Below are 22,484 nucleotides of genomic sequence, written 5' to 3'. Positions count from 1 at the left end.
AATTATGGCCACCAAGAAACCCAAGGGATTGGGCCGCGGACTGGACGCCTTGCTCGGCGCCGACGCGCCAGCCATCGAGAACATCGGCAAGGCTGCTGCCGCCGCCAAGCCCGAGGGTCCGCCGTCCACCTTGCCCGTCTCGAAGATGCGCGCCGGCAAGTATCAGCCGCGCACGCGCATGGACGAGGGCGCTTTGGGCGAACTGGCCGAATCGATCCGCACACAAGGCATCATGCAACCCATTCTTGTGCGCGCACTGGGCGAAGCCGCGCCCGGCCACTATGAGATCATCGCCGGCGAACGGCGCTTCCGCGCTGCGCAGATTGCGGGCCTGAAGGAAGTGCCGGTGCTGGTGCGTGAAGTGGCCGACGAGAACGCGGCCGTCATGGCGTTGATTGAAAACATCCAGCGCGAAGACCTGAATCCGCTGGAAGAAGCGCAGGGCGTGCGCCGGCTGCTGGATGAATTCGGCCTGACGCATGAGCAGGCCGCGCAAGCAATCGGCCGTTCGCGTTCGGCCACCAGCAACCTGTTGCGCCTCTTGAACCTGGCGGCGGCCGTGCAGACCATGCTGCTGGCGGGCGACGTGGACATGGGCCATGCCCGCGCGCTGCTCGCCGTTGATGCGGCCACGCAGATCCAGCTGGCCAATCAAATCATCGCGCGTCGCCTGTCGGTGCGTGAAGCCGAAAAGCTGGTCGCCAAGACCGCCAAGGAAACCGAGTCGTCCGCCGCGCCCAAGAAGAAGGCCAACGGCGTGTCGCGCGACCTGACCCGCCTGGAAGAGGCGCTGTCCGACCATCTGGGTACGCGCGTCGCGCTGAAAGTGGGCGCCAAGGAAAAGGGCCAGATCGTCATCGACTTCCATGGCTGGGAACACCTGAATTCCCTGCTCGAGCGCCAGGGCCTGTCCGGGGTAGTGGATGCCTGAGCGCGCGCTGCCTGTCATCGCGGTACTGGCGACGGGCGGCACGATCGCCGGCGCCCAGGCTGACGCGACCTCCGCCGGCTATAAGGCAGGCTCGTTTTCCGTCGATGACTTGCTGGCCGCCGTGCCGCAACTGGCGAACATCGCCGAGATCCGCGCCGAGCAGGTCGCCAACGTTGGCAGCCAGAACATGACGCACGCCGTGTGGCGCGCGCTGGCGGAGCGCGTGGATGCGCTGAGCCGCGACGCCTCGGTGGCGGGCATCGTCATCACGCATGGCACGGATACGCTGGAAGAAACGGCGTACTTCCTGAGCCTGGTGATACGCCACGACAAGCCCGTAGTGATGGTGGGCGCCATGCGTCCGGCCACCGCGCTGGGCGCCGAAGGCCCGGCCAATCTGTACAACGCGGTGGCGCTGGCGCGCCATCCCGAGGCGCGTGGCCGCGGGCCGCTTGTCGTCATGAACGAAGATGTGCACTACGCCCGCGAAATCCAGAAGATCGCCAGCGCCGGCCTCTGCGCGTTCGCGTCGCCCAATCGCGGCCGCGCCGGAGTCATGCACGGCGGTGTTCCATGCTTCTATTCGCGCAACACCACGACGCATACCACCGAAAGCGAGTTTTCACTCGCATTGTTGGAAAAGGCCCGCTGGCCCCGCGTGGACGTTGTCTATGCCCATGCCAACCTGCAGGGCGATCTGATCGATTTTCTGGCCGATGCCGCCGATGGCATCGTGCTGGCCGGCGTCGGCGACGGCAACGCTACGGATCTGGCCATTGAAAGCCTGAGCCGCGCCGCGGCCAACGGTGTGGCGGTCGTGCGGTCCAGCCGCACGGGCAGCGGCTTCGTGGCGCGCGACGTCGAACTCGATGACGCCCGTCTGGGGTTTGTTGCCGCGCGCGACCTGAACCCCCAGAAAGCCCGCATCCTGCTGATGCTGGGCCTATCCGTCACGCGCGATCCGGCTGCCCTGCAGGATCTGTTCGACCGCTATTGATGCGCGGCGGCTGGGCCGCCGCATCGCCTTGCTGAGCCAGCCCCAGGCTGGTCTTGAGCATGTCGTAGACCTGTCGTGTCAGCGGATTTATCAGGTCCGGCCTTATCCACAGGAAGTACGTCACGTCGGGCAAGGGCGGCAATCCTTCCTTTTCACCCAACACGCGCATTTCCGGCCCCAGCAGCTCCACGCTGCGCGCAGTGACGCCCAAGCCGGCGCGCAGCGCGGCCTTTATCCCCACCAGCGTCGGCGCCACATAGTTGGTGTGCCAGCGCACACGCGCCTGTTCCAGGGCCGTGAGCGCCAGCCGGCGGAAGATGCTGGGTTCGTCGGCAAGCACCAGCGGCACTGGCGCATGCATGTCGTGCACGTAGTCGGCCGAAGCCAGCCACACTGTGGGCGAAGTGCGCAGCGCCACGCCCTCGAAGTCCTGGTCGAAGCGCGTGGATATCGTCAGGTCGAGCTCCCCGGCGCGCAGAGCGTCCATCAGGAAGGGACTGCGATCCGTGCGGATTTCCAGTTTCACGCGCGGCGCCGAGCGCGCGATGTGCGTCAGCAGCGTGGGCAGGATCGAGTCCGCCACGTCCAGCGGCGCGCCCAGCTTCAGGTCGCCTTCCAACGGCCCGTCCTGCAGGGCGCGCAGCGCCTCATCGTTGATGGCCAGCATGTGGCGGGCGTATTCCACCAGACGCCGCCCATGTGACGAAAGCACCTTGTTGCGGCCCTGCTTTTCGAACAAGGGCTGGCCGATAAGGGATTCCAGCCGCTGCATCTGCTGCGTCACGGCGGACTGTGTCTTGTGCAGGCGGTTGGCGGCTTCCGAAAAGGTGTCGTGCCGGGCGATGGCCGTCAGCGTGCGGAGCAGGTCCAGATCCAGGTTGCGCATGGGTGTGTAGAAAGTATTAGCGACGCTAATGGAATCTTAAGGCAATTTAAATTGTTCCACGCCAGCAGGGGGGATACATTCAATGGCATAACTCATGAAAATAGGGAAAACGTAAAGTGAGCAACGCACATCCTCACCAAGCCGGCATCGCTAACGCCATCGGAAATATTAAAAAAACTGTAGGAAATAAGGGGCTGAACCGAGACAGTCTCCAGGCCGTACTGGACGAGTTGATCGGCTTGGCCGGCCACACCGACTGGTGGGCAGCCGACCGCTATCCCGCGCCGGAAGACGGCGAACGCCAGGCCCGCTACCTGATCGCCGAGGACTCCGACAAAAGCTACGCGCTTTATCTGAACGTCATGCGTCCCGGCAAGCAGATCGTTCCACACAACCACACGACCTGGGCCTGTATCGCGGCCGTGGAAGGCGTGGAATACAACTACGTCTATGACCGCAGCGACGACGGCTCCGTGCCCGGCGTGGGCCGGCTCGAAAAGACCGGCACCGTGGTGGTTGGCCCCGGCACCGGCATCGCGCTGATGCCGGACGATATCCACGCCGTGGAAATCCAGGGCGACAGCGTCATCCGCCACCTGCACATGTACGGCCGCGCACTGGAAACGCTGACCGAACGCCTGGCGTTCGACCTGCAAGCCGGCACCTGCAAAGTCATGCCGATCGGCGTGCAGACGCGCCGCTGATCATGGACAAGCCCTATCGGTCCGCCACGCGCCTCCTGCGCGCCGGCCGCCCTCATCGCGGCTGGGTCAATACGCCCGTCACGCGCGCCAGCACCTACGTCTTCGAAAGCGTGCAGGCCTGGCGCGACACGCGCAGCCGCCGCGACCAGGAACGCCTGCCGTCCTACGGCGCGCGCGGCACCGATAGCACGCACGCGCTCGAAGACGCGTTGGTCGAGCTGGAAGAAGGCTATCGCGCCAAGCTGTATCCCACCGGCCAGGCCGCCATCGCCACCGTGCTGCTGGCTTACTTGCGCGCCGGGGACCACGTACTGATCACGGATGCGGTGTACGAGCCCGTGCGCCGCTTCTGCGCGGAACATCTGGCGCGGCTGGGCATCGCGTATACGTACTACCAGCCTGACGGCACGGGCATCGAAGCGCTCATCCGTCCTCAAACCCGCATGATCTACGCGGAGTCGCCGGGCTCGCTGACTTATGAGATGCCAGATCTGCCGGCGTTGGCCGCTTTGGCCCGCGTGCATGATTGCTGGCTGGCTGTGGATAACACCTGGGCCTCCGGATTGCTGCATCAACCCCTGACATTGGGCGCCGACATTTCGATCCTGGCGGCCACCAAGTATCTGGGCGGACATGCCGATGTGATGATGGGCGCGGTGATCTCCAATGCACGGGCCTGGAATGCGCTGGAGCGCGCCACCGTGGATCTGGGGCAGACCGTTGGCGCCGATGACGCCTATCTGGTGTTGCGCGGCATGCGCACGCTGCCTTTGCGCATGGCGCAGCACGCCCGCAGCGCCTTGCGTGTGGCGGACTTTCTGTTGAGCCGTCCGGAAGTGGCGCGTGTCCTGTGTCCGGCCTTGCCCGGCGATCCTTCCCACGCGTTGTGGCAGCGCGATTGCACCGGCGCGAATGGCCTCCTGACGGTGGAGTTCGCCGGCGCGGTCGGCGTCGACGCCGTCGAGCGACTTATCAACAGCCTGCAGCTATTCGGCATCGGCGCATCGTGGGGCGGTTTCGAAAGCCTCGTGATACCGGTGAATCTTGCCGCGGCGCGGTCTTTGCCGGATCCCGAGCCGCGCGGCGCCATGCTGCGCCTGCATGTGGGCCTGGAGGACCCCGACGACCTCATCGCCGACCTGAAACAAGCGCTATTCCGACTTTTTCCGTCTTCGCTGAACACCATGATGCACCCCACTCAAGACCCGTCCGCCATCGACATCGATCCGCACACGCTCAAGCAATGGCTGCATGATGGCGCTGAAATCGCGCTGCTGGACGTGCGCGAGCATGGCCAGTATGGCGAGGGCCATCTGTTCTACGCCGCGCCCGTGCCCTACAGCCGGCTGGAGGTGGATATCGTGCGCCTGGCGCCGCGGCGCGATGTGCGCATCGCGCTCTACGACAACGGCGGCGCCGATGACACGGTGGCGCGCGCCGCGCAGGCCCTGACAGCGCTTGGGTACTGCAATGTCCATCGCCTGAGCGGCGGCATCGCGCAATGGCAGCGCGACGGCTATGCCGTCTTCGCGGGCGTGAACGTGCCCAGCAAAACCTTCGGCGAACTGGCCGAAGAAGTTTTCCACACCCCGCGTATCGGCGCGCGCGACCTGGCCGAACGCCAGCGCCGCGGCGACGACCTGATCGTGCTGGACGGCAGGCCTTATGCGGAATACCAGAAGATGAGCATCCCGGGCGGCATCTGCTGCCCCAACGGGGAACTGGCGCTGCGCGCCCACGCGCTGGCGAGCAATCCGCAGACCACCATTGTGGTGAACTGCGCCGGCCGCACACGCAGCATCATCGGGGCGCAGACGCTGATCAACCTGGGCGTGCCCAATCCTGTCTACGCGCTGGAGAACGGCACGCAAGGCTGGTACCTCGAGGATCTGCAGCTTGAACACGGCGCGCGCCGCCGCTACGACGATGGCGTTGCACCACAAGACCTGCCCGCGCTGGCACAGCGTTCCGCGCGACTGGCCGAAAGCCATGGCGTGCCTACGGTGAGTGCGCAAGCGGTGCAAGCATGGTTGCGCGACAAGAACCGCAGCACCTTCCTGTGCGATGTGCGCAGCGCCGAAGAGCACGCCCAAGGTTCGCTGCCCGGTGCGCAGCACACGCCTGGCGGCCAGTTGATCCAGGCCACCGACCAGTACCTGGCCGTGCGCGGCGCGCGCATCGTCGTGTTCGATGCCGAAGGCGTGCGCGCGCCGGTGGTCGCCAGCTGGCTGCGGCAGATGGGCTGGGACGCCAGCGTGCTGCGAGAAGGCGTGCAGGCGCATTTGGACAACCCTGTGGAAAAGGCGCTGGCGCCGCAATTGCCCTTGCTGGATGATGCGCAGCTTGCAGCCGCGCGCGCGCAGGGCGCGCAGCTGATCGATCTTCGTCCCAGCATGCGCTATCGCGCCAGCCATATTGCAGGCGCGCGCTGGTCCATTCGCCCGCGTCTCGCCAGCCTGCCCCTGGACGCCACGCGTCCGGTAGTGTTGCTGGCCGAGGATGCGGCCCTGGCCGCCTGGGCCGCGCAGGACTTGCGGGCGCTGGGAGTGAACGACATCCATGCCAACACCGGAGATCCCTCCGGCTGGGCCGCGCAGGGCATCGCACTGGCGTCCACGCCGGCCGAGCCCGCCGACGCCGACTGCATCGACTATCTGTTTTTTGTGCATGACCGCCACGACGGCAACAAGGCCGCCGCGCGCCAGTACCTGGCCTGGGAGACCAATCTGGTCAAGCAGATCGACGAACGCGAACTGGCGGGCTACCGCTTTCCGGCCCGCTGACACCGGAGCCGCCGCGCTCGCCTGATCCGGCCTCGCGGCACAGCAGACGCATCAATCCGAAAAGTACGCCCCGGCCTGCACGGCCGGGGTGCGGACGGTTCATGCCGAACCGGAATGCAAAGGACGGCCGAGTATCCGGCCGCCAATCACAAGGGGAACTCAGATGAAGCACCATGCATCGCACATACGCAAGGCCGCTGCCGCGGCGCTGGCCGGTTTGCTGTGGGGGACCGTCGTCCACGCCGAGGCGCCCGCGCCTCTACCCGACTATCCCAAGCAGGCCATCACGGTCGTGTCGCCGTTTCCTCCGGGGGGCGGTAATGACGGCGTCGCACGCCTGATCGCGCAGGAACTGGGCGCCATCACGGGCCAGAGTGTGGTGGTGGAAAACCGCTCGGGCGCGGGCGGCAACGTCGGCACGGCGCAGGTGGCGCGCGCCAAGCCCGATGGCTATACCCTGGTGATGTCGCAGACCAGCGTCATGGCCGTCAATCCGCGCCTGTACAAGAACGTGGGCTTTGATCCCGTCAAGGACTTCACGCCCATCTCGCAGATCACTTCCGCGCCGCTGGTGCTGGTGGCGCGCAGCGAGGGCGCGTACCGCACGCTGAACGACTATCTGGACGCCGCGCGCAAGCAGCCCGGCGTGGTCACCTATGCGACGCCCGGCAACGGCACCATGAGCCATCTGATGGGCGCGCTGCTGTCGCAGAAGGCCGATGTGAAACTGGTGCATGTGCCGTATCGCGGTGCAGCGCCCGCCATCACCGATCTCATGGGAGGCACGGTGGACATGTTGATAACTTCACCGGCCTCGGCCGAACCCATGGTCGCCGCCGGCAAGCTGCGCATCCTGGCGCTCAGCCACGAGAACAGCATCGGCATCTTCAAGGGGGCGCCCACACTCAAGCAGGCAGGCATGGAGGGCATTACCGCCGATGACTGGTACGGACTGTTCGCGCCCGCCGGCACCCCGCCCGAGCGCATCGCCTACCTGGCGCAAGCAGTGGGGCAGGCGATGAAATCGCCCGCCGTGATCGCCAAGATCAACAGCGGCGGCAGCTGGGCGGTGGGCAGCCAGCCCGCCGCATTCAAGACGCGGCTGCAGGAAGACACCGTGTACTGGGCCGACATGGTGAAAACTGCGGGCGTGTCGCTGGACTGACGCGTGGCCGACGCTTGCGCTACACCGCCAGGATTTTGCCGACGGCGGATTTCAAGGCGGCGTAGGCGGGCGACTTCTGCGCGCTGGTGTTGGTGACCAGATGGTCGATGCGGTCCGCGCTGCAGTACGACACGCGGCTGCACAGGCCGATCTTGCTGAAGTCGGCCAGCAGCACCAGCTGCTTGGCGCTTGCCGCCATGGCGCGCGCGACTTCGGCTTCGCGCAGGTCATAATTGGTGGCGCCGAATTCGGCGTCCACGCCTACCGGAGACAGCAGCGCCAAGTCCGCGCGATACCGGTGGATCTCGGCGATTGTGATGTCGCCGGCCGTGGCGCATACCGGGCCGCCCACGGAGCCGCCCAGCATGATGAGTTGGTTCGCGCCGTTGCCGGCCGCGCCCACCTTCAAGGCGACGTCGAACGAGTTGGTGATGACGGTCAGGCCCGACAGCTTGGCCAGTTCGTCGGCCAGCACGCTGGTGGTGCTGCCGGCGTCCAGGAACAGGGTCTGTCCGCTGGATACCAGCCCCGCGGCCGCGCGCGCGATGGCGCGCTTGTATTTGACGCGCGTATGCACGCGTTCCGCGATGGGCGGTTCGCTGTGTACCGGCACGGCGCCGCCGTGCACCCGGCGTAATTCGCCCATGGCCTCCAGTTCCAGCAGGTCACGCCTGACTGTTTCCCTCGACACCCCTAGTTCGCCGACGATACGGTCGGTCGATACCTGCTGCAATGAAGACAGCAGGGCGCGGATTCTCTGATACCGCTCTTCTTGCCACATGTCCGATGTTTCCTAATCTATGTCCGGCGCCGCGCGGCTGCGGCGATCAGCGCGCGCAATGCCAGCAGGGAGCCCCCCACGACCAGCATGATAAGGGTTGAATAGGCGGCAGCCTGCGAGACGAACCCCGCTTCGTCCAGGCGCAAGACGGAAACGGGCGCCACGCTCACGGATGGCGTGACCAGGAAGATCACCGCTGACAGCGTCACCATGGACCGCATGAACAGGAAGAAGAACACGCCGAGCACGGTCGGGCCGATCAGCGGCAGCACCGCGTCGCGCAGCACCCGCAGCGTGCCGCCGCCCAGGCAGCTGACCGCCTCCTCCAGCGCCTGCGGCACGGCGCGCATGCCGGTCATCATCGTCAGGAAACCCTGCGTGTGGTAGTGGTAGAAGTTGCACAAGGCGATCAGCGCGGCGCTGCCATACAGCGCATACAGCGGCGTGCCGGGGGCGTTGAAGGCGAAGATGTACGACAAGCCCAGCACCAGGCCAGGAACTCCCACCGGCAGCACCGAGACCAGGTAGACCAGCTTGGCCCAGGCGCGCGGAATGCGGCACACCCCGAAGCTCAGGAAGAACAGCAGCAGTACGCCGCCGCCTGCCGCCGCCAGGGAAAGGTACAAGGACGTCCAGAGCGGCGTGTAGCCGCCGCTGACCGTGATGTCGTAATGCTTCAGCGTCCATTCCATGCGATAGGGCCATAGCCGCATGAAGCTGGCGAAGATCACCGTGGCCACGGTCAGGATGATGGTGCCGCTGGCCAGCAGCACGCCGGCGGTGAACGCCGCATCGCGTCCGCGAGCCGGCTGCGGCGTGACCCGCAATCCGCTGGGCGAGGCCGAGCCGAACTGGCGCTGCGAGGCGACGCGTTCGATCTGCACCGAAATCAGTGAGGGCAGCAACAGCAGGATGCCGACCACCGAGCCCATGCCGAAGTTCATCTGTCCGGATACCTGGCTGTAGATCTCCGTGGCCAGCACCCGGTAGTTGCCGCCGATCACGGCGGCGTTGCCGAAGTCGGTAATGGTGATGACGAACACCACGAAGGCCGCGCTCAAGAGGCCGAACTTGCAGTTGGGCAGGGTGATGTCGAAGAACTGGCGCGAGCCGGACGCGCCCATGACTTCGGCCGCGTCGTAGTAGCGCGCGTCCATGTTGCGCAGGGCCGCCTGCAGGATCAGCACGGCCTGGGGCAGGGCGTAGAACACGTTGGAGATCAACAGGCCCCAGAAGCCGTAGATATCGATCTCCCAGCCCGTCCAGCGGTGTACCAGCCCGTTGCGGCCCAGCAGGAAAATGAGTCCCAGGCCCTGAACCAGCGAAGGCGCCAGCAGCGGCAGCACCAGCGCCAGCCGCACGGCGGCCTTGCCGCGCATGCAGCTGCGATCCAGGCCATAGGCGATGGCAAAGCCCAGCCCGACGCTCACCACCGTGGTGGCGGTGCTCATGACCAGGCTGTTGAGCGTGGCAGTGAGCACGCCGCGCGTGGCGAAGACCTCGGCATAGTTGCCCAGGCCGACCGAGCCGTCTTTCTCGACCAGGCTGCGCCACGCCACGGTCGCCAGCGGATAGAGGAAGAACAGCGCCAGGCCGGCAAGTGGGATGCCGACGCAGCTCCACAGCAACACGCGGTCGGCGGACCAGGGGGCGCGGCCGGTTGGCGCCGCGATGGCCGGGCCGGCGTGGGCGGCGCTCAAGCGGCGGCTCCGGTGTGCGTGGCGCGATCCGTCATACGCTGACCCAGGCGCAATGGCCCGGCTCCATGTCCAGCCGTACGGGGGCGCCGCGCGACAGGCCGGCGGCGCCATGTTGCTCCACCAGCAGTTCGCGTCCCTGCCAGGCGATGCGCAGGCGGGTGAGGTTGCCCATGAACGTCATGTCCTGCACGCGGCCAGGCCCGCGATCGTCCGCGGCGATGCGCAGATTCTCGGGCCGCAGGCAGGCCTCGTAGCGCTCGCTGGCGCCCTCGGGCCGCGTCGCCATCAGCTGGGGCATGGCCTCGCGTACCCAGTCGGTGGGCAGCAGATTGCTCAGGCCCACGAAGTTCGCCACGAAACGGGTGCGCGGGCGCAGGTACAGATCTGACGGCGAGCCTACCTGTTCGATGCGGCCGTCGTTCATGCACACGATCTTGTCGGCCAGCGTCAGCGCTTCCTCCTGATCGTGCGTCACCATTACCGTGGGGATCTTCAGGCGCCGCTGCACGTCGTGGATTTCGGCGCGCATGTCGGTGCGTACGCGCGCGTCCAGCGCGGACAGCGGTTCGTCCAGCAGGATCAGCGCCGGATCCACCGCCAGCGCGCGCGCCAGCGCAACGCGCTGCTGCTGGCCGCCGGACAGCTGGTGCGGATAGCGTTCGGCATGCTCGGGCAGCTTGATCAGCGCCAGCAGTTCCTTCACGCGCGCGCCGATGCGTTCGCGCGGTTCGCCGCGGATGCGCAGGCCGTAACCCACGTTCTGCGCCACCGTCATGTTGGGGAACAGAGAATACGACTGGAACACGATGCCGAAGCCGCGCTTGCGCGCCGGCAGCGCGCTCAGGTCGCGCCCGCCCAGCGTGATGGTGCCGCGGTCAAAGGGCAGCAGGCCCGCCACGATGCGCAGCAAGGTGGTCTTGCCGCAGCCGCTGGGGCCGAGCAGGCAGACGAATTCATGTTCGCCCACGGACAGGTCGATGTCTTGCAGCGCTACCGACGCATCGAACGTCTTGCGGATTCCGCGCAATTCCAGATACATGGCGTCTCCAGGACAGGCGGCAGCCGGCTGTGCGCCGGCCGCGGCACCGTCAACGCTTGATGGTTTCCTGCCAGGTCTTGATGGTGGCGTCCCGTTCCGCGGCGGACTTGGGGAAGTCCACGGGGTACAGCACGGCGGTCAGGTCCTTGGGCAGGCCGGCGGCTTCGGCGGCCTTGTTGGGCGTGGCGCCGGGGATGGTCACCAGTTCCTTGTACTTGCTGTACAGGCCGCCCGCCTGCGCCGATAGCGTCCAATCGAGGAAACGTTTGGCGTCGGTGGGATTCTTGGCCGTTTTCATCAGGCCCGAGGCTTCCAGCTCGTAACCCACCCATTTGGACGGAATCACCATCTTGATGGGGAATCCTTCCTCTATGGATTGCATGGCGGGAAAGGCGAAGGACACGCCGATGGCGTACTCGCCGGCGCGCGCCATCTTGCAGGGGCGCGAGCCCGACGGCGTGTACTGCGCCACGTTCTTGTCCAGGTCCTTGAGCAGCGCCCAGCCTTTCTCCTTGCCCATGCCCTGCAGCAGCGCGACGATCTGCAGATAGCCGGTGCCCGAGGCCGCGGGGCTGGGGATAACTATTTCGCCCTTGTAGACGGGCTTGGTCAGGTCTTCCCAGGAGGTCGGCATGGGCAGGTTCTTGGACTTGAGCCTGTCCGTGTTCACACAGAATGCGGCCACGTAGCCAGTGGCTGCGAACCACTTCTGGTCGGCGCCCTTGTACTGCGCGGGCAGGGCGTCCATGCCTTTGGCCGCGTACGGCTCCAGCAGGTTCTGCAGGCGCGGATCCAGCATGTTGCTGACGGCGAACCCCCAGATCACGTCCTGCTGCGGGTTGGAAGCCTCGGCGATCAGGCGCGCGCCCAGATCGCCGGTGGACAGCCGCAGCACGTTGACCTTCACGTCCGGCATGGCGGCGTTGGCGGCTTTCAGGTAGGCCGCGATTTCGTCTTCTTCGAGGGCGGTGTAGACGGTGATGGCGCCGGCGTGAGCCTGCGTCCAACCTAGGGAAATTACTGCAACCACAAGGCTAAGCTTCTTCATACATTGCATGATGGGACTCCGGTTGGAATACACGGCAACGGTGGCGAGCTACGTAGTTGGACAGCCTTCTGCAACAAATCCGGCAAGTTGCAGTTTTATGTATGTTTGCAAATTTGTGGCAACGTGTCTAGACTGGAAAAACCAGTATTCAAGGGTTTTTTTGGCGTAGGCGCATCCTCCCGCGCCACGCCTGGAGCTCATCGATGCAAACTTCACCGCCGTTATCCGCGCAGCAGCTGGCCGCGTACTCCTCGTTCGCCCAAACGCTGGCGGACCGCGTGCGTCCCTTGTCGCGCAAGTGGTTCCGGCATCCGCTGGACGTGGACACCAAGGCGGACGAAAGCCCGGTCACGCAGGCTGACCGCGAAGTCGAGGCTGCCCTGCGCGAGGCCATCGCCCAGCACTATCCCGAGCACGGCATTTTTGGTGAGGAGTTCGGCGCTTCGCATGCCGAAGCCGAATTCGTGTGGTCGCTGGATCCCATCGACGGCACGCGCGCCTTCATTTCCGGCAACCCGCTGTGGGGCACGCTGCTGGCGCTGCTGCATCGGGGCAAGCCCGTGCTCGGGGTGATCGACATACCCATGCTGGATGAGCGCTGGGTCGGTGCGGCAGGCGCGGCCGCGCAGTTGAATGGCGCCGCCTGTCGCGCCAGCGCTTGCGCCGAACTGCGCCAGGCCATTCTGTACGCCACCTCGCCCGACATCTTTGCCGGCGCGGAACTGGCCGCCTTCGAGGCGCTGACGCAGGCCGCGCGCATGCGCCGCTACGGCGGCGATTGCTACAGCTACGGCCTCCTGGCCAGCGGACACGTCGACCTGGTGGTCGAGTCCGGCCTGCAGCCGTATGACTATCTGGCGCTGATGCCCGTGATCGAAGGGGCGGGCGGCGTCATTACCGATTGGTCGGGGCAGCCGCTCAGTCTCGAATCGCAGGGCCGCGTCGTCGCGGCCGCCACGCCGCAGCTGCATCGCCAGGCGATGCGGGTGCTGGGGGCGGCCATGACCTGAACGCCGCGCCGCCCGCCCGCAGTCCAACGCAACGCTTCAGTCACAAGGTGAAAGAGCATGCATGCACTAGGGGTAGCAACGGTGGAAGACGCGGAGCGGCTGGTGCAAGCCAGCCAGCTCTCGCACATCAAGGTAGGCTTGTCCGACGTCGATGGCGTCATGCTGGGCAAATACCTGCGGCGCGACAAGTTCCTGGGCGCGCTGCGCTCGGGGCTGGCGTTTTGCGACGTGGTGTTCGGCTGGGATCTGGACGACCAGCTGTACGACAACACCAAGTACACGGGTTGGCACACGGCCTATCCCGATGCCAAGCTCAGGATCATCCCCCAAAGCGGCCGCAGGCTGCCGCTGGAGCAGGGACCGGGCGGCGAAGACATGCTGCTGTTCCTGGCGGAATTCGAAGGCGACGCGGGCGCCATCTGTCCGCGGCGCCTGTTGCACCGGACGCTGGACCGGGCCGCCGGCATGGGCTATGACGTCTATGCGGCGCTGGAGTACGAGTTCTTCATGTTCCGCGAAACGCCGCATTCCGTGCGCGCCAAGAACTACCGCAACATGGAGAACTGGACGCCGGGAAATTTCGGCTACTCGGTGCTGCGCAGCACGGTCGAGGGCGACTTCTACCGCAAGCTGCTGGACATGTGCGAACGCATGGACATGCCCATCGAAGGCCTGCACACCGAAACGGGGCCGGGCGTGCTGGAAGCGGCCCTGGCGGTGGACCTGGCCGCGGCTGCGGGCGACAAGGCCTTTCTCTTCAAGACCTTCACCAAGGCACTGGCGCAGCAGAACGGGCTGATGGCGACCTTCATGGCGAAATGGTCGCATGATCATCCCGGCCAGAGCGGCCACATCCATCTGTCGCTGCGCGATCACAAGACCAACCGCTCCGCCTTCTACGACGAATCCCGGCCGCATGGCATGAGCGCGACGCAAGCCTCCTTCATGGCCGGCGTACAGCGCTACCTGCCGGAATTCATGGCCCTGTATGCGCAGACCATCAACAGCTATTCGCGCCTGGTGCCCGGGTACTGGGCGCCGCTGGATGCCACCTGGGGCATGGAAAACCGTACCACCGCGCTGCGGCTGATTCCAGGCAGCGACAAATCGCAGCGCGTCGAGGTGCGCATCGGATCAGCCGACGCCAATCCTTACCTGGCCTTGTCCGCCGCCCTGGCGTCGGGCCTGTATGGCATCGAACAGGGCCTGGAACCCGAGCCGATGGTGCAGGGCAATGCCTACACGCAGCAGTTTCCAGCGCATCTGCGCCTGCCCACCACGCTGTGGGAATCCGCGCAGCGGCTGCGCGAATCCGAGGCCGCGCGGCATCTGTTCGGCGATGCCTTCGTCGAACACTACGCCGCCACGCGCGAATGGGAAGAACGGCAGTTCCGCCGCCACGTGACCGATTGGGAACTGGCGCGCTACTTCGAAATCATCTGAATCCAAACCACATCGCTTGCGCAGGGCAGACATGACCCAGGAACTCATCACCATCAGTCCCATCGACGGGCGCGAGGTCGTGCGCCGACCTTATGCCAGCGAGGCGCAGATCGCGCAGGCACTCGCTGACGCCCAAGCCGCGCAGGGCGCGTGGCAGGCGCTGGGCGTGCAGGAGCGGGGGCGCATCGTGTCCGCGGCCGTCGACCGCTTCGTTGCCGCCAAGGAAGAGATCGCGCGCGCCATCACCATCCAGATGGGACGGCCATTGCGCTACACGCCGGGCGAAGTGGCAGGCTTTGAGGCGCGCGCCCGTCACATGATCGCCATCGCGGGCGAGGCGCTGGCGCCCATCCAGGTACCGGAGCAAACCGGTTTCACACGCTTCATCAGCCGCGAGCCGATAGGTGTCGCGTTGACCATCGCGCCGTGGAACTACCCCTTGCTGACGGCCGTGAACAGCATCGTGCCCGCTCTGATGGCGGGCAATACGGTCATCCTCAAGCATTCCGACCAGACGCCCTTGTGCGCGGAATTTATCGAACGCGCGTTCCGCGAGGTCGGGGCGCCCAAAGGCGTATTCCAGTATCTGCATGCCAACCACGACATCGTGCACCGGCTGATCCGCGCGCCGGAGGTCGGCTACGTGTCGTTCACCGGGTCCGTGCGCGGAGGGCATGCGGTCGAGGAAAGCGCGGCGGGGCGCTTTATCGGCATGGGCCTGGAGCTAGGCGGCAATGATCCGGCCTATGTGCGGGCCGACGCCAAGATCGAACACGCGGTCGAAACCCTGGTGGACGGCGCGTACTTCAATTCGGGCCAGTCCTGCTGCGGCATCCAGCGCATCTACGTGGCGCGCACCAGATACGATGAATTCGTCGATCGCGCCGTCGAGTTGACGCGCGGCTATGTCCTGGGGAATCCGCTGCACGCCGACACTACCTTGGGTCCGGTCGTGCGCGCCAAGGCCGCCGCCGAGATCCGGGCCATCATCGACGAAGCGGTTTCGGCGGGCGCCAGGAATATGATTGATAGCTCGCATTTCAAGGAAGCGAGCATAGGCTCGCCTTATGTCGCGCCGGCGTTGCTCACGCAGGTCGATCACCGCATGCGCATCATGAGCGATGAATGCTTCGGGCCGGCCGTCGGAATCATGGCGGTAGACAGCGACGAGGAAGCCATCGGTCTGATGAACGACAGTCCCTATGGCCTGACGGCGGCGGCCTTCACGCAGGACGAGGAAGCGGCCTTGCATATCGGTCGCCAGGTCCGCACGGGAACCTTTTTCATGAACCGCTGCGACTACCTGGATCCCGCGCTGGCCTGGACCGGCGTCAAGAATTCCGGCCGCGGCGTGTCCCTGTCGGTTGTTGGCTACGAACAGCTCACGCAAGCCAAATCCTTCCATCTGCGCAGCGTCTGACACGGCGCCATCAGGAAACCAACCATGACCTTGCCCAGCGTTAATTGGAACTATCCCACGGCCATCAAGGCCGGCCCTGGCCGCATCAAGGAATTGCCGGCGCTGTGCCGCGGGCTGGGCATGGCGCGGCCATTGCTTGTGACGGATCCCGGGCTGGCCGCCTTGCCCATGGTCGCGGGCGCCGTGCAGGGCTGCCGTGACGCCGGCCTGGAGTGCGGCCTGTTCCACGAAATCAAAGGCAACCCCACGGGCCGCAACGTCGACGACGGCGTGCGTGCTTACAAGCAGGGCGGCCACGACGGCGTGATCGCATTCGGCGGAGGTTCTGCGCTGGACGCGGCCAAAGCCATTGCGTTGATGGCGGGCCAGACGCGGCCGCTATGGGATTTCGAGGACATCGGCGACAACTACTTGCGCGTCGAGGTGGCCGGCATGGCGCCGGTGGTGGCGGTGCCGACCACTGCGGGCACCGGTTCCGAAGTCGGGCGCGCCTCCGTCATCACCGACGAGGCCGCTGAAGTAAAGCGCATCATCTTCCATGCGCGCATGCTGCCCTCGGTCGTGATCCTGGACCCCGAACTGACGGTAGGCCTGCCGCCAAAGATCACAGCGGCGACGGGCATGGACGCGCTGTCGCACAATCTGGAGGCCTACTGTTCGCCGTTCTTCCATCCCATGGCGGCGGGCATCGCGATCGAAGGCATGCGCCTGGTGAAGGAGTACCTGCCGCAGGCGGTCGCCCATGGCGATGACCTGCAGGCGCGCCTGCAGATGCTGGTGGCGTCCAGCATGGGCGCGACGGCATTCCAGCGCGGGCTGGGCGCCATGCATGCGCTGGCGCACCCGCTGGGCGCGCTGTACGACGCGCATCACGGCATGCTCAACGCCATCCTCATGCCGTATGTGCTGAAAGCCAACGAACACGCGGTGGCGCCGCGGTTGCAGGCCTTGGCGCGCTATCTGGATCTGCCGGATTCCGGCCCTGGCGCGGTGCTGGACTGGGTGTTGCGCCTGCGCGAGACCGTGGGCATTCCGCATACCCTGGCCGAAATCGGCATCGACGAGGCTCAGGCCGAACGAATAGGGCGCATGGCGGCCGAGGATCCTTCGGCCGGCACCAACCCCGTCAACTACACGCCCGAGCAGTATTCCGATCTTTTCCGTGCAGCAATTCGCGGAAACCTGTAAGCTTCGCCCCCTCTGCGCGGAAACGCTGCGGTGGTTGAAGAAGAATTTTGAATATTTCGTCCGAAGCGTTTGACAGCGGATTTGAAAGTGTTCATAATCTCGAATTCTCCTCTGGAGGAGTGCCCGAGTGGTTAAAGGGGGCAGACTGTAAATCTGTTGGCCTTGCGCCTACGTTGGTTCGAATCCAACCTCCTCCACCAGAGACCCATTCCTAAATCCAGGCGCGGTTTGCCTGGATTTACAATGTGAAGCTCAGAAAGCTGAGCAGCCTTCGCAAAGAAGGTTGTAAGGTTTTCCAAGGCTTCGGATTGAAAAGGTTTGGGAAAGAGAAGGTGAAAGGGTATGCCGCGGGTGTAGCTCAATGGTAGAGCAGAAGCCTTCCAAGCTTACGACGAGGGTTCGATTCCCTTCACCCGCTCCAAGATTTATTTGCCCATGTGGCTCAGTGGTAGAGCACTCCCTTGGTAAGGGAGAGGTCGCGCGTTCGATCCGCGCCATGGGCACCACTAATTCCTCTTTTCTTCAGTCAGAAGCGCAATCCAGGTCAGGAGTCAGCCATGGCAAAAGGCAAGTTTGAACGTACCAAGCCGCACGTGAACGTGGGTACGATTGGTCACGTTGACCACGGCAAAACGACGTTGACGGCGGCCATCACGACCGTTCTGTCGAACAAGTTCGGCGGCGAAGCCAAGGGCTACGACCAGATCGATGCGACTCCTGAAGAAAAGGCTCGCGGCATCACGATCAACACGGCTCACGTCGAGTACGAAACGGAAGCGCGTCACTACGCGCACGTTGACTGCCCGGGCCACGCTGACTATGTGAAGAACATGATCACGGGCGCCGCGCAAATGGACGGCGCGATCCTGGTCGTGTCGGCCGCTGACGGCCCGATGCCGCAAACCCGCGAACACATCCTGCTGTCGCGCCAGGTTGGCGTGCCGTACATCATCGTCTTCCTGAACAAGGCTGACATGGTTGACGACGCCGAGCTGCTCGAGCTGGTGGAAATGGAAGTCCGCGAACTGCTGTCGAAGTACGACTTCCCGGGCGACGACACCCCGATCGTGAAGGGTTCGGCCAAGCTGGCGCTGGAAGGCGACAAGGGCGAACTGGGCGAACAGGCCATCATGGCTCTGGCCGCTGCGCTGGATTCGTACATCCCGACGCCCGAGCGCGCCGTGGACGGCACGTTCCTGATGCCGGTTGAAGACGTGTTCTCGATCTCGGGTCGCGGCACCGTGGTGACCGGCCGTATCGAACGCGGCGTGATCAAGGTCGGCGAAGAACTCGAAATCGTCGGTATCGTTCCGACGGTCAAGACGACCTGCACGGGCGTGGAAATGTTCCGCAAGCTGCTGGACCAAGGTCAAGCCGGCGACAACGTGGGCATCCTGCTGCGCGGCACCAAGCGTGAAGACGTCCAGCGCGGCCAAGTTCTGGCCAAGCCGGGCTCGATCACCCCGCACACCGACTTCACCTCCGAGGTGTACATCCTGTCCAAGGAAGAAGGCGGCCGTCACACCCCGTTCTTCCAAGGCTATCGTCCCCAGTTCTACTTCCGCACGACGGACGTGACGGGCACGATCGAACTGCCGGCCGACAAGGAAATGGTTCTGCCGGGCGACAACGTGGCCATGACGGTCAAGCTGCTGGCCCCCATCGCCATGGAAGAAGGCCTGCGTTTCGCCATCCGTGAAGGCGGTCGTACCGTCGGCGCCGGCGTCGTCGCCAAGATCCTGAAGTAAGCAATACCCGGATGGGTAGAGTGGACTCTAAAGTCCCTCTATCCATCTTTGCTGTAAAAGTAGTATGATGTATGGTTCCGCAAGTTGTTGCATGTAGGCGGAAGCAGCTGTGTAGTGCAAGTGTAGTGTTTTAGGGGCATAGCTCAATTGGCAGAGCGTCGGTCTCCAAAACCGAAGGTTGTAGGTTCGATTCCTACTGCCCCTGCCACCGCCAGGATAAACCCGCGGGAGATCATCGCGAGTTACGCATTCACGGCGGCTCGCGTCGCAATATGTCTAATACCAGCGTAGAAACCGTAACCAGTACCGCCGACCGGGTGAAGCTCGGGCTGGCGGTTCTTGTCGTTATTGCTGGCATCGTCGGGTTCTCCGTGCTCAGCGCGCAACCGATGCCTGCACGTATCGGCGTATTCGTCGGCGGCCTAGTGATCGCAGCCGTGATCGCCTGGTTCAGCGAACCCGGCCGCCGCACCCTGAGCTTCGCCAGCGAGTCCTACAACGAAGTCAAGCGTGTCTCGTGGCCCACGCGCAAGGAAACGACCCAGATGACGGGTATCGTTTTCGCGTTTGTGGCGGTCATGGGCCTTTTCATGTGGGTGCTCGACAAGGGCATCGAATGGATTCTTTACGGCCTGTTGCTGGGCTGGAAATAAGGACGGCGAATGAGTAAGCGTTGGTATGTCGTCCATGTGTACTCCGGCATGGAAAAAAGCGTACACAAGGCCCTGAACGAGCGCATCGAGCGCGCGGGCCTGCAAACGTCTTTTGGCCGCATTCTTGTGCCCTCCGAGGAAGTCGTCGAGGTCAAGGGTGGCCAGAAGTCGATCACCGAGCGCCGCATTTTCCCCGGTTATGTCCTGGTTGAAATGGACCTGACCGACGAAACGTGGCACCTGGTCAAGAACACCAACCGCGTCACCGGGTTTTTGGGTGGCTCGGGCAACCGTCCGACCCCGATTTCCGAAAAGGAAGTCGAGAAGATCCTCTCCCAGATGGAAGAGGGCGTCGAGAAACCCCGTCCCAAGATCCTGTTCGAAGTGGGCGAGATGGTTCGGGTCAAGGAAGGTCCGTTTGCAGACTTCAACGGCAACGTCGAAGAAGTCAATTACGAAAAGAGCAAGGTGCGCGTGTCTGTCACCATTTTTGGTCGCGCCACGCCCGTCGAACTCGATTTCAGTCAGGTCGAAAAGACCTAATTTCAACCCCCGGGGAGCTCCCAGGCCTGAACGCCCAGGAGCGATATAACCCGCAAGGAGCAAAGCATGGCGAAGAAGATCGTCGGCTTTATCAAGCTGCAAGTGCCGGCTGGTAAGGCTAACCCCTCCCCCCCGATTGGCCCGGCCCTGGGTCAGCGTGGCCTGAACATCATGGAATTCTGCAAGGCGTTCAACGCCAAGACCCAAGGCATGGAGCCTGGTCTGCCGATTCCGGTGGTGATCACCGCCTTCGCCGACAAGAGCTTCACCTTCATCATGAAGACCCCGCCCGCGACGGTCCTCATCAAGAAGGCCGCCGGCGTGCAAAAGGGTTCGTCCAAGCCGCATACCGACAAGGTCGGCACGCTGACCCGCGCTCAAGCTGAAGAGATCGCCAAGGCCAAGGGCCCCGATCTGACCGCCGCTGATCTGGACGCCGCCGTGCGTACGATCGCTGGCAGCGCCCGCAGCATGGGCATCACGGTTGAGGGGATCTAATCATGGCAAAACTGTCCAAGCGCGCCGCCGCCATTGCGCAGAAGATCGACCGCACCAAGCTGTATCCGGTCGCTGAAGCCCTGACCCTGGTCAAGGAAACCGCCGTCGCCAAGTTCAATGAATCCATTGACGTGGCCGTGCAGCTCGGCATCGACCCGAAGAAGTCGGACCAACTGGTTCGCGGCTCGGTCGTTCTGCCCGCCGGCACCGGCAAGTCGGTTCGCGTGGCCGTGTTCGCCCAAGGCGACAAGGCTGAAGCCGCCAAGGCCGCTGGCGCCGACATCGTCGGTCTGGACGACCTGGCTGACCAGATCAAGGCCGGTCAAATGGACTTCGACGTGGTCATCGCCTCGCCCGACACGATGCGTGTCGTGGGTGCCCTGGGTCAGATCCTGGGCCCCCGTGGCCTGATGCCGAACCCGAAGGTCGGCACCGTGACCCCGGACGTCGCTACCGCTGTCAAGAACGCCAAGGCCGGTCAGGTTCAGTACCGCACCGACAAGGCTGGCATCATCCACGCAACGATCGGCCGCGCGTCGTTCGGCGTGGAACAGCTGCAAACCAACCTGGCCGCTCTGGTCGACGCCCTGCAAAAGGCTCGTCCCGCAGCTGCCAAGGGCATTTACCTGCGCAAGCTGGCCGTTTCGTCCACGATGGGCGGCGGTGCGCGCGTGGAAATTGCCTCGCTGTCGGCCAACTAAGCCGATAGCTGTAAACGTACTTTGGGCTGCATCCGGATTCCTCCGGATGTTGCTGTCAAAGACCGCTGGAGCAGGGTGGTTCAAGCAGTACCGGACCCCTCCGCTTAATACCGAAGCCCGTAAGGTTCGGATCCAGCGTAGACGGCGTCCCCAGGAAGATTTCTTTACACGAAGAACTCGACCAGGCGCCGCATTCGGTTGACGCGCAAGGCTCAGGCCCCAGGCGTCTTTTGATGGAGTGTTCAAACCGTGAGTCTCAATCGTCAAGAGAAAGCGGTGGTGATCGAGGAAGTCTCGGCGGAAGTCGCCAAGGCCCAATCGATTGTTATCGCTGAGTACCGTGGTCTGGACGTCGCCTCTGTCACCGTACTGCGCAAAACTGCGCGTGAATCGGGCGTGTATCTGCGTGTTCTGAAGAACTCGCTGGCCCGTCGTGCTGTTGCCGGCACGGCTTTCGAGCCGTTGGCTGAGCAACTGACCGGTCCGCTGATCTATGGCATCAGCGCTGATCCGGTCGCGGCGGCCAAGGTCCTCGCAGGTTTCGCGAAAAGCAACGACAAGCTGGTCATCAAGGCGGGCTCGCTGCCCAACAGCCTGTTGAACCAAGAAGGCGTGAAGGCCCTGGCCACCATGCCCTCGCGCGAAGAGTTGCTGTCGAAGCTGCTGGGCACCATGCAAGCCCCCATCGCGCAATTCGTGCGTACGCTCAACGAAGTTCCGACCAAGTTCGCCCGTGGCCTCGCCGCCGTGCGCGACCAGAAGGCAGCGGCTTAATCGCCCTGCTGTCCGGAATTCGCTGAACGACCGAGCGACACCCAAACCCTGGCATTACCAAAATATTTGGAGTTCTGAAAAATGGCACTTAACAAAGCTGAAATCCTTGACGCCATCGCTGGCATGACCGTGCTCGAGCTGTCCGAGCTGATCAAGGAAATGGAAGAGAAGTTCGGCGTGTCGGCTGCTGCCGCCGCTGTCGCTGTCGCTGCTCCCGCTGCTGGTGGCGCTGCCGCCGCCGCTGAAGAGCAAACCGAGTTCACCGTCGTCCTGACCGACGCCGGCGCCAACAAGGTTAGCGTCATCAAGGCCGTGCGCGAGCTGACCGGTCTGGGTCTGAAGGAAGCCAAGGACCTGGTCGACGGCGCTCCGAAGCCCGTCAAGGAAGCTGTGGCCAAGGCTGACGCCGAAGCCGCCAAGAAGAAGCTGGAAGAAGCTGGCGCCAAGGTCGAAGTCAAGTAAGACCTGCGTC

General features: G+C 64.4%; 21 protein-coding genes, 4 tRNA genes and 1 pseudogene. 21 read left to right on the top strand and 5 right to left on the bottom strand.

Annotated elements, in window-relative coordinates; all coding sequences use genetic code 11:
• Positions 1-4: 4 nt before the first annotated feature.
• Together HV766_RS17645 and HV766_RS17640 are read left to right on the top strand one after the other, a co-directional pair.
• Entirely contained in the window at positions 5-931 is a 927-nt protein-coding gene (locus tag HV766_RS17645; RefSeq protein WP_054455848.1) for a ParB/RepB/Spo0J family partition protein, read from the top strand.
• Positions 924-1,928 carry an asparaginase gene (locus HV766_RS17640; RefSeq protein ID WP_054455849.1) on the top strand — a complete coding sequence of 335 codons (1,005 nt, stop codon included), beginning with the start codon at positions 924-926 and terminating at the stop codon, positions 1,926-1,928. Before HV766_RS17645 ends, HV766_RS17640 begins: the two co-directional genes overlap by 8 nt.
• On the opposite strand, the gene HV766_RS17635 is transcribed toward HV766_RS17640, so the two are convergent.
• A complete protein-coding gene (locus HV766_RS17635) occupies positions 1,882-2,814 on the bottom strand; it encodes a LysR substrate-binding domain-containing protein (RefSeq protein WP_175181601.1) in 933 nt (310 codons plus the stop codon). The two genes, HV766_RS17640 and HV766_RS17635, sit on opposite strands and share 47 nt — an antisense overlap.
• 116 nt (positions 2,815-2,930) lie before the next feature.
• Here HV766_RS17635 and HV766_RS17630 point away from each other — a divergent pair, with 116 nt between their 5' ends.
• The 4 genes and pseudogenes from HV766_RS17630 (at position 2,931) to HV766_RS17615 (ending at position 7,466) form a co-directional block, all read left to right on the top strand.
• Positions 2,931-3,518, top strand: coding sequence for a cysteine dioxygenase family protein (locus HV766_RS17630; RefSeq protein ID WP_175181600.1), 588 nt, complete (start codon positions 2,931-2,933; stop codon positions 3,516-3,518).
• Positions 3,519-3,520: 2 nt separating this feature from the next.
• Positions 3,521-4,660 (top strand): annotated as a pseudogene (gene metC, locus HV766_RS17625) (cystathionine beta-lyase); the annotation flags it as partial.
• Positions 4,661-4,702: 42 nt separating this feature from the next.
• A complete protein-coding gene (locus tag HV766_RS17620) occupies positions 4,703-6,301 on the top strand; it encodes a rhodanese-like domain-containing protein (protein WP_175181666.1) in 1,599 nt (532 codons plus the stop codon).
• Between the two features lie 163 nt (positions 6,302-6,464).
• A complete protein-coding gene (locus HV766_RS17615) occupies positions 6,465-7,466 on the top strand; it encodes a Bug family tripartite tricarboxylate transporter substrate binding protein (RefSeq protein ID WP_175181599.1) in 1,002 nt (333 codons plus the stop codon).
• 19 nt (positions 7,467-7,485) lie between these two features.
• On the opposite strand, the gene HV766_RS17610 is transcribed toward HV766_RS17615, so the two are convergent.
• Genes HV766_RS17610 through HV766_RS17595 form a run of 4 tightly spaced genes read right to left on the bottom strand, consistent with a single transcriptional unit; the run spans position 7,486 to position 12,043 of the window.
• Positions 7,486-8,247, bottom strand: coding sequence for a DeoR/GlpR family DNA-binding transcription regulator (locus tag HV766_RS17610; RefSeq protein WP_054455856.1), 762 nt, complete (start codon positions 8,245-8,247; stop codon positions 7,486-7,488).
• 17 nt (positions 8,248-8,264) lie between these two features.
• Positions 8,265-9,947, bottom strand: a complete 1,683-nt coding sequence (locus tag HV766_RS17605; RefSeq protein WP_175181598.1) for an ABC transporter permease subunit — start codon at positions 9,945-9,947, stop codon at positions 8,265-8,267.
• Between the two features lie 31 nt (positions 9,948-9,978).
• A complete protein-coding gene (locus HV766_RS17600) occupies positions 9,979-10,986 on the bottom strand; it encodes an ABC transporter ATP-binding protein (protein ID WP_175181597.1) in 1,008 nt (335 codons plus the stop codon).
• Between the two features lie 49 nt (positions 10,987-11,035).
• The gene (locus HV766_RS17595) at positions 11,036-12,043 is read right to left on the bottom strand and encodes an ABC transporter substrate-binding protein (protein ID WP_119449757.1); all 1,008 of its coding nucleotides are present in this window, start codon (positions 12,041-12,043) and stop codon (positions 11,036-11,038) included.
• 194 nt (positions 12,044-12,237) lie between these two features.
• Here HV766_RS17595 and hisN point away from each other — a divergent pair, with 194 nt between their 5' ends.
• The 15 genes from hisN (at position 12,238) to rplL (ending at position 22,474) form a co-directional block, all read left to right on the top strand.
• Complete coding sequence (gene hisN, locus HV766_RS17590) at positions 12,238-13,044, top strand: histidinol-phosphatase (RefSeq protein WP_119449756.1); 807 nt, start codon at positions 12,238-12,240, stop codon at positions 13,042-13,044.
• A gap of 57 nt (positions 13,045-13,101) precedes the next feature.
• The gene (locus HV766_RS17585) at positions 13,102-14,487 is read left to right on the top strand and encodes a glutamine synthetase family protein (RefSeq protein ID WP_054455860.1); all 1,386 of its coding nucleotides are present in this window, start codon (positions 13,102-13,104) and stop codon (positions 14,485-14,487) included.
• Positions 14,488-14,518: 31 nt separating this feature from the next.
• Complete coding sequence (locus HV766_RS17580) at positions 14,519-15,907, top strand: aldehyde dehydrogenase family protein (RefSeq protein ID WP_125470759.1); 1,389 nt, start codon at positions 14,519-14,521, stop codon at positions 15,905-15,907.
• A gap of 24 nt (positions 15,908-15,931) precedes the next feature.
• Positions 15,932-17,095, top strand: coding sequence for an iron-containing alcohol dehydrogenase (locus HV766_RS17575; RefSeq protein ID WP_175181596.1), 1,164 nt, complete (start codon positions 15,932-15,934; stop codon positions 17,093-17,095).
• Positions 17,096-17,208: 113 nt separating this feature from the next.
• Positions 17,209-17,295: transfer RNA gene (locus tag HV766_RS17570), tRNA-Tyr, on the top strand.
• 147 nt (positions 17,296-17,442) lie between these two features.
• Positions 17,443-17,516, top strand: a tRNA-Gly gene (locus HV766_RS17565).
• Positions 17,517-17,526: 10 nt separating this feature from the next.
• Positions 17,527-17,601 (top strand) — tRNA-Thr (locus HV766_RS17560).
• A 51-nt stretch (positions 17,602-17,652) separates the two neighbouring features.
• Positions 17,653-18,843 (top strand): elongation factor Tu, encoded by a 1,191-nt coding sequence (gene tuf / locus HV766_RS17555; RefSeq protein ID WP_119449751.1) that lies wholly within the window; start codon positions 17,653-17,655, stop codon positions 18,841-18,843.
• Positions 18,844-18,975: 132 nt separating this feature from the next.
• Positions 18,976-19,051: transfer RNA gene (locus tag HV766_RS17550), tRNA-Trp, on the top strand.
• A 64-nt stretch (positions 19,052-19,115) separates the two neighbouring features.
• A complete protein-coding gene (secE, locus tag HV766_RS17545; protein ID WP_054459362.1) occupies positions 19,116-19,496 on the top strand; it encodes a preprotein translocase subunit SecE in 381 nt (126 codons plus the stop codon).
• Positions 19,497-19,505: 9 nt separating this feature from the next.
• Positions 19,506-20,039, top strand: a complete 534-nt coding sequence (gene nusG / locus HV766_RS17540) for a transcription termination/antitermination protein NusG (RefSeq protein ID WP_006389586.1) — start codon at positions 19,506-19,508, stop codon at positions 20,037-20,039.
• Positions 20,040-20,105: 66 nt separating this feature from the next.
• Complete coding sequence (gene rplK, locus HV766_RS17535) at positions 20,106-20,537, top strand: 50S ribosomal protein L11 (RefSeq protein ID WP_006389587.1); 432 nt, start codon at positions 20,106-20,108, stop codon at positions 20,535-20,537.
• A 2-nt stretch (positions 20,538-20,539) separates the two neighbouring features.
• Entirely contained in the window at positions 20,540-21,238 is a 699-nt protein-coding gene (gene rplA, locus HV766_RS17530; RefSeq protein WP_054459364.1) for a 50S ribosomal protein L1, read from the top strand.
• A gap of 249 nt (positions 21,239-21,487) precedes the next feature.
• Positions 21,488-22,012 carry a 50S ribosomal protein L10 gene (rplJ, locus tag HV766_RS17525; RefSeq protein WP_054459366.1) on the top strand — a complete coding sequence of 175 codons (525 nt, stop codon included), beginning with the start codon at positions 21,488-21,490 and terminating at the stop codon, positions 22,010-22,012.
• An 81-nt stretch (positions 22,013-22,093) separates the two neighbouring features.
• Positions 22,094-22,474, top strand: a complete 381-nt coding sequence (rplL, locus tag HV766_RS17520; protein ID WP_042795892.1) for a 50S ribosomal protein L7/L12 — start codon at positions 22,094-22,096, stop codon at positions 22,472-22,474.
• The last annotated feature ends 10 nt before the right edge of the window (positions 22,475-22,484 follow it).

The sequence above is a fragment of the Achromobacter aegrifaciens genome (assembly GCF_902859735.1).
Taxonomy (GTDB): domain Bacteria; phylum Pseudomonadota; class Gammaproteobacteria; order Burkholderiales; family Burkholderiaceae_B; genus Achromobacter; species Achromobacter aegrifaciens.
The sequence above is the reverse complement of the archived record's forward strand: the minus strand, read 5'-3'. Positions and strand labels throughout refer to the sequence as shown.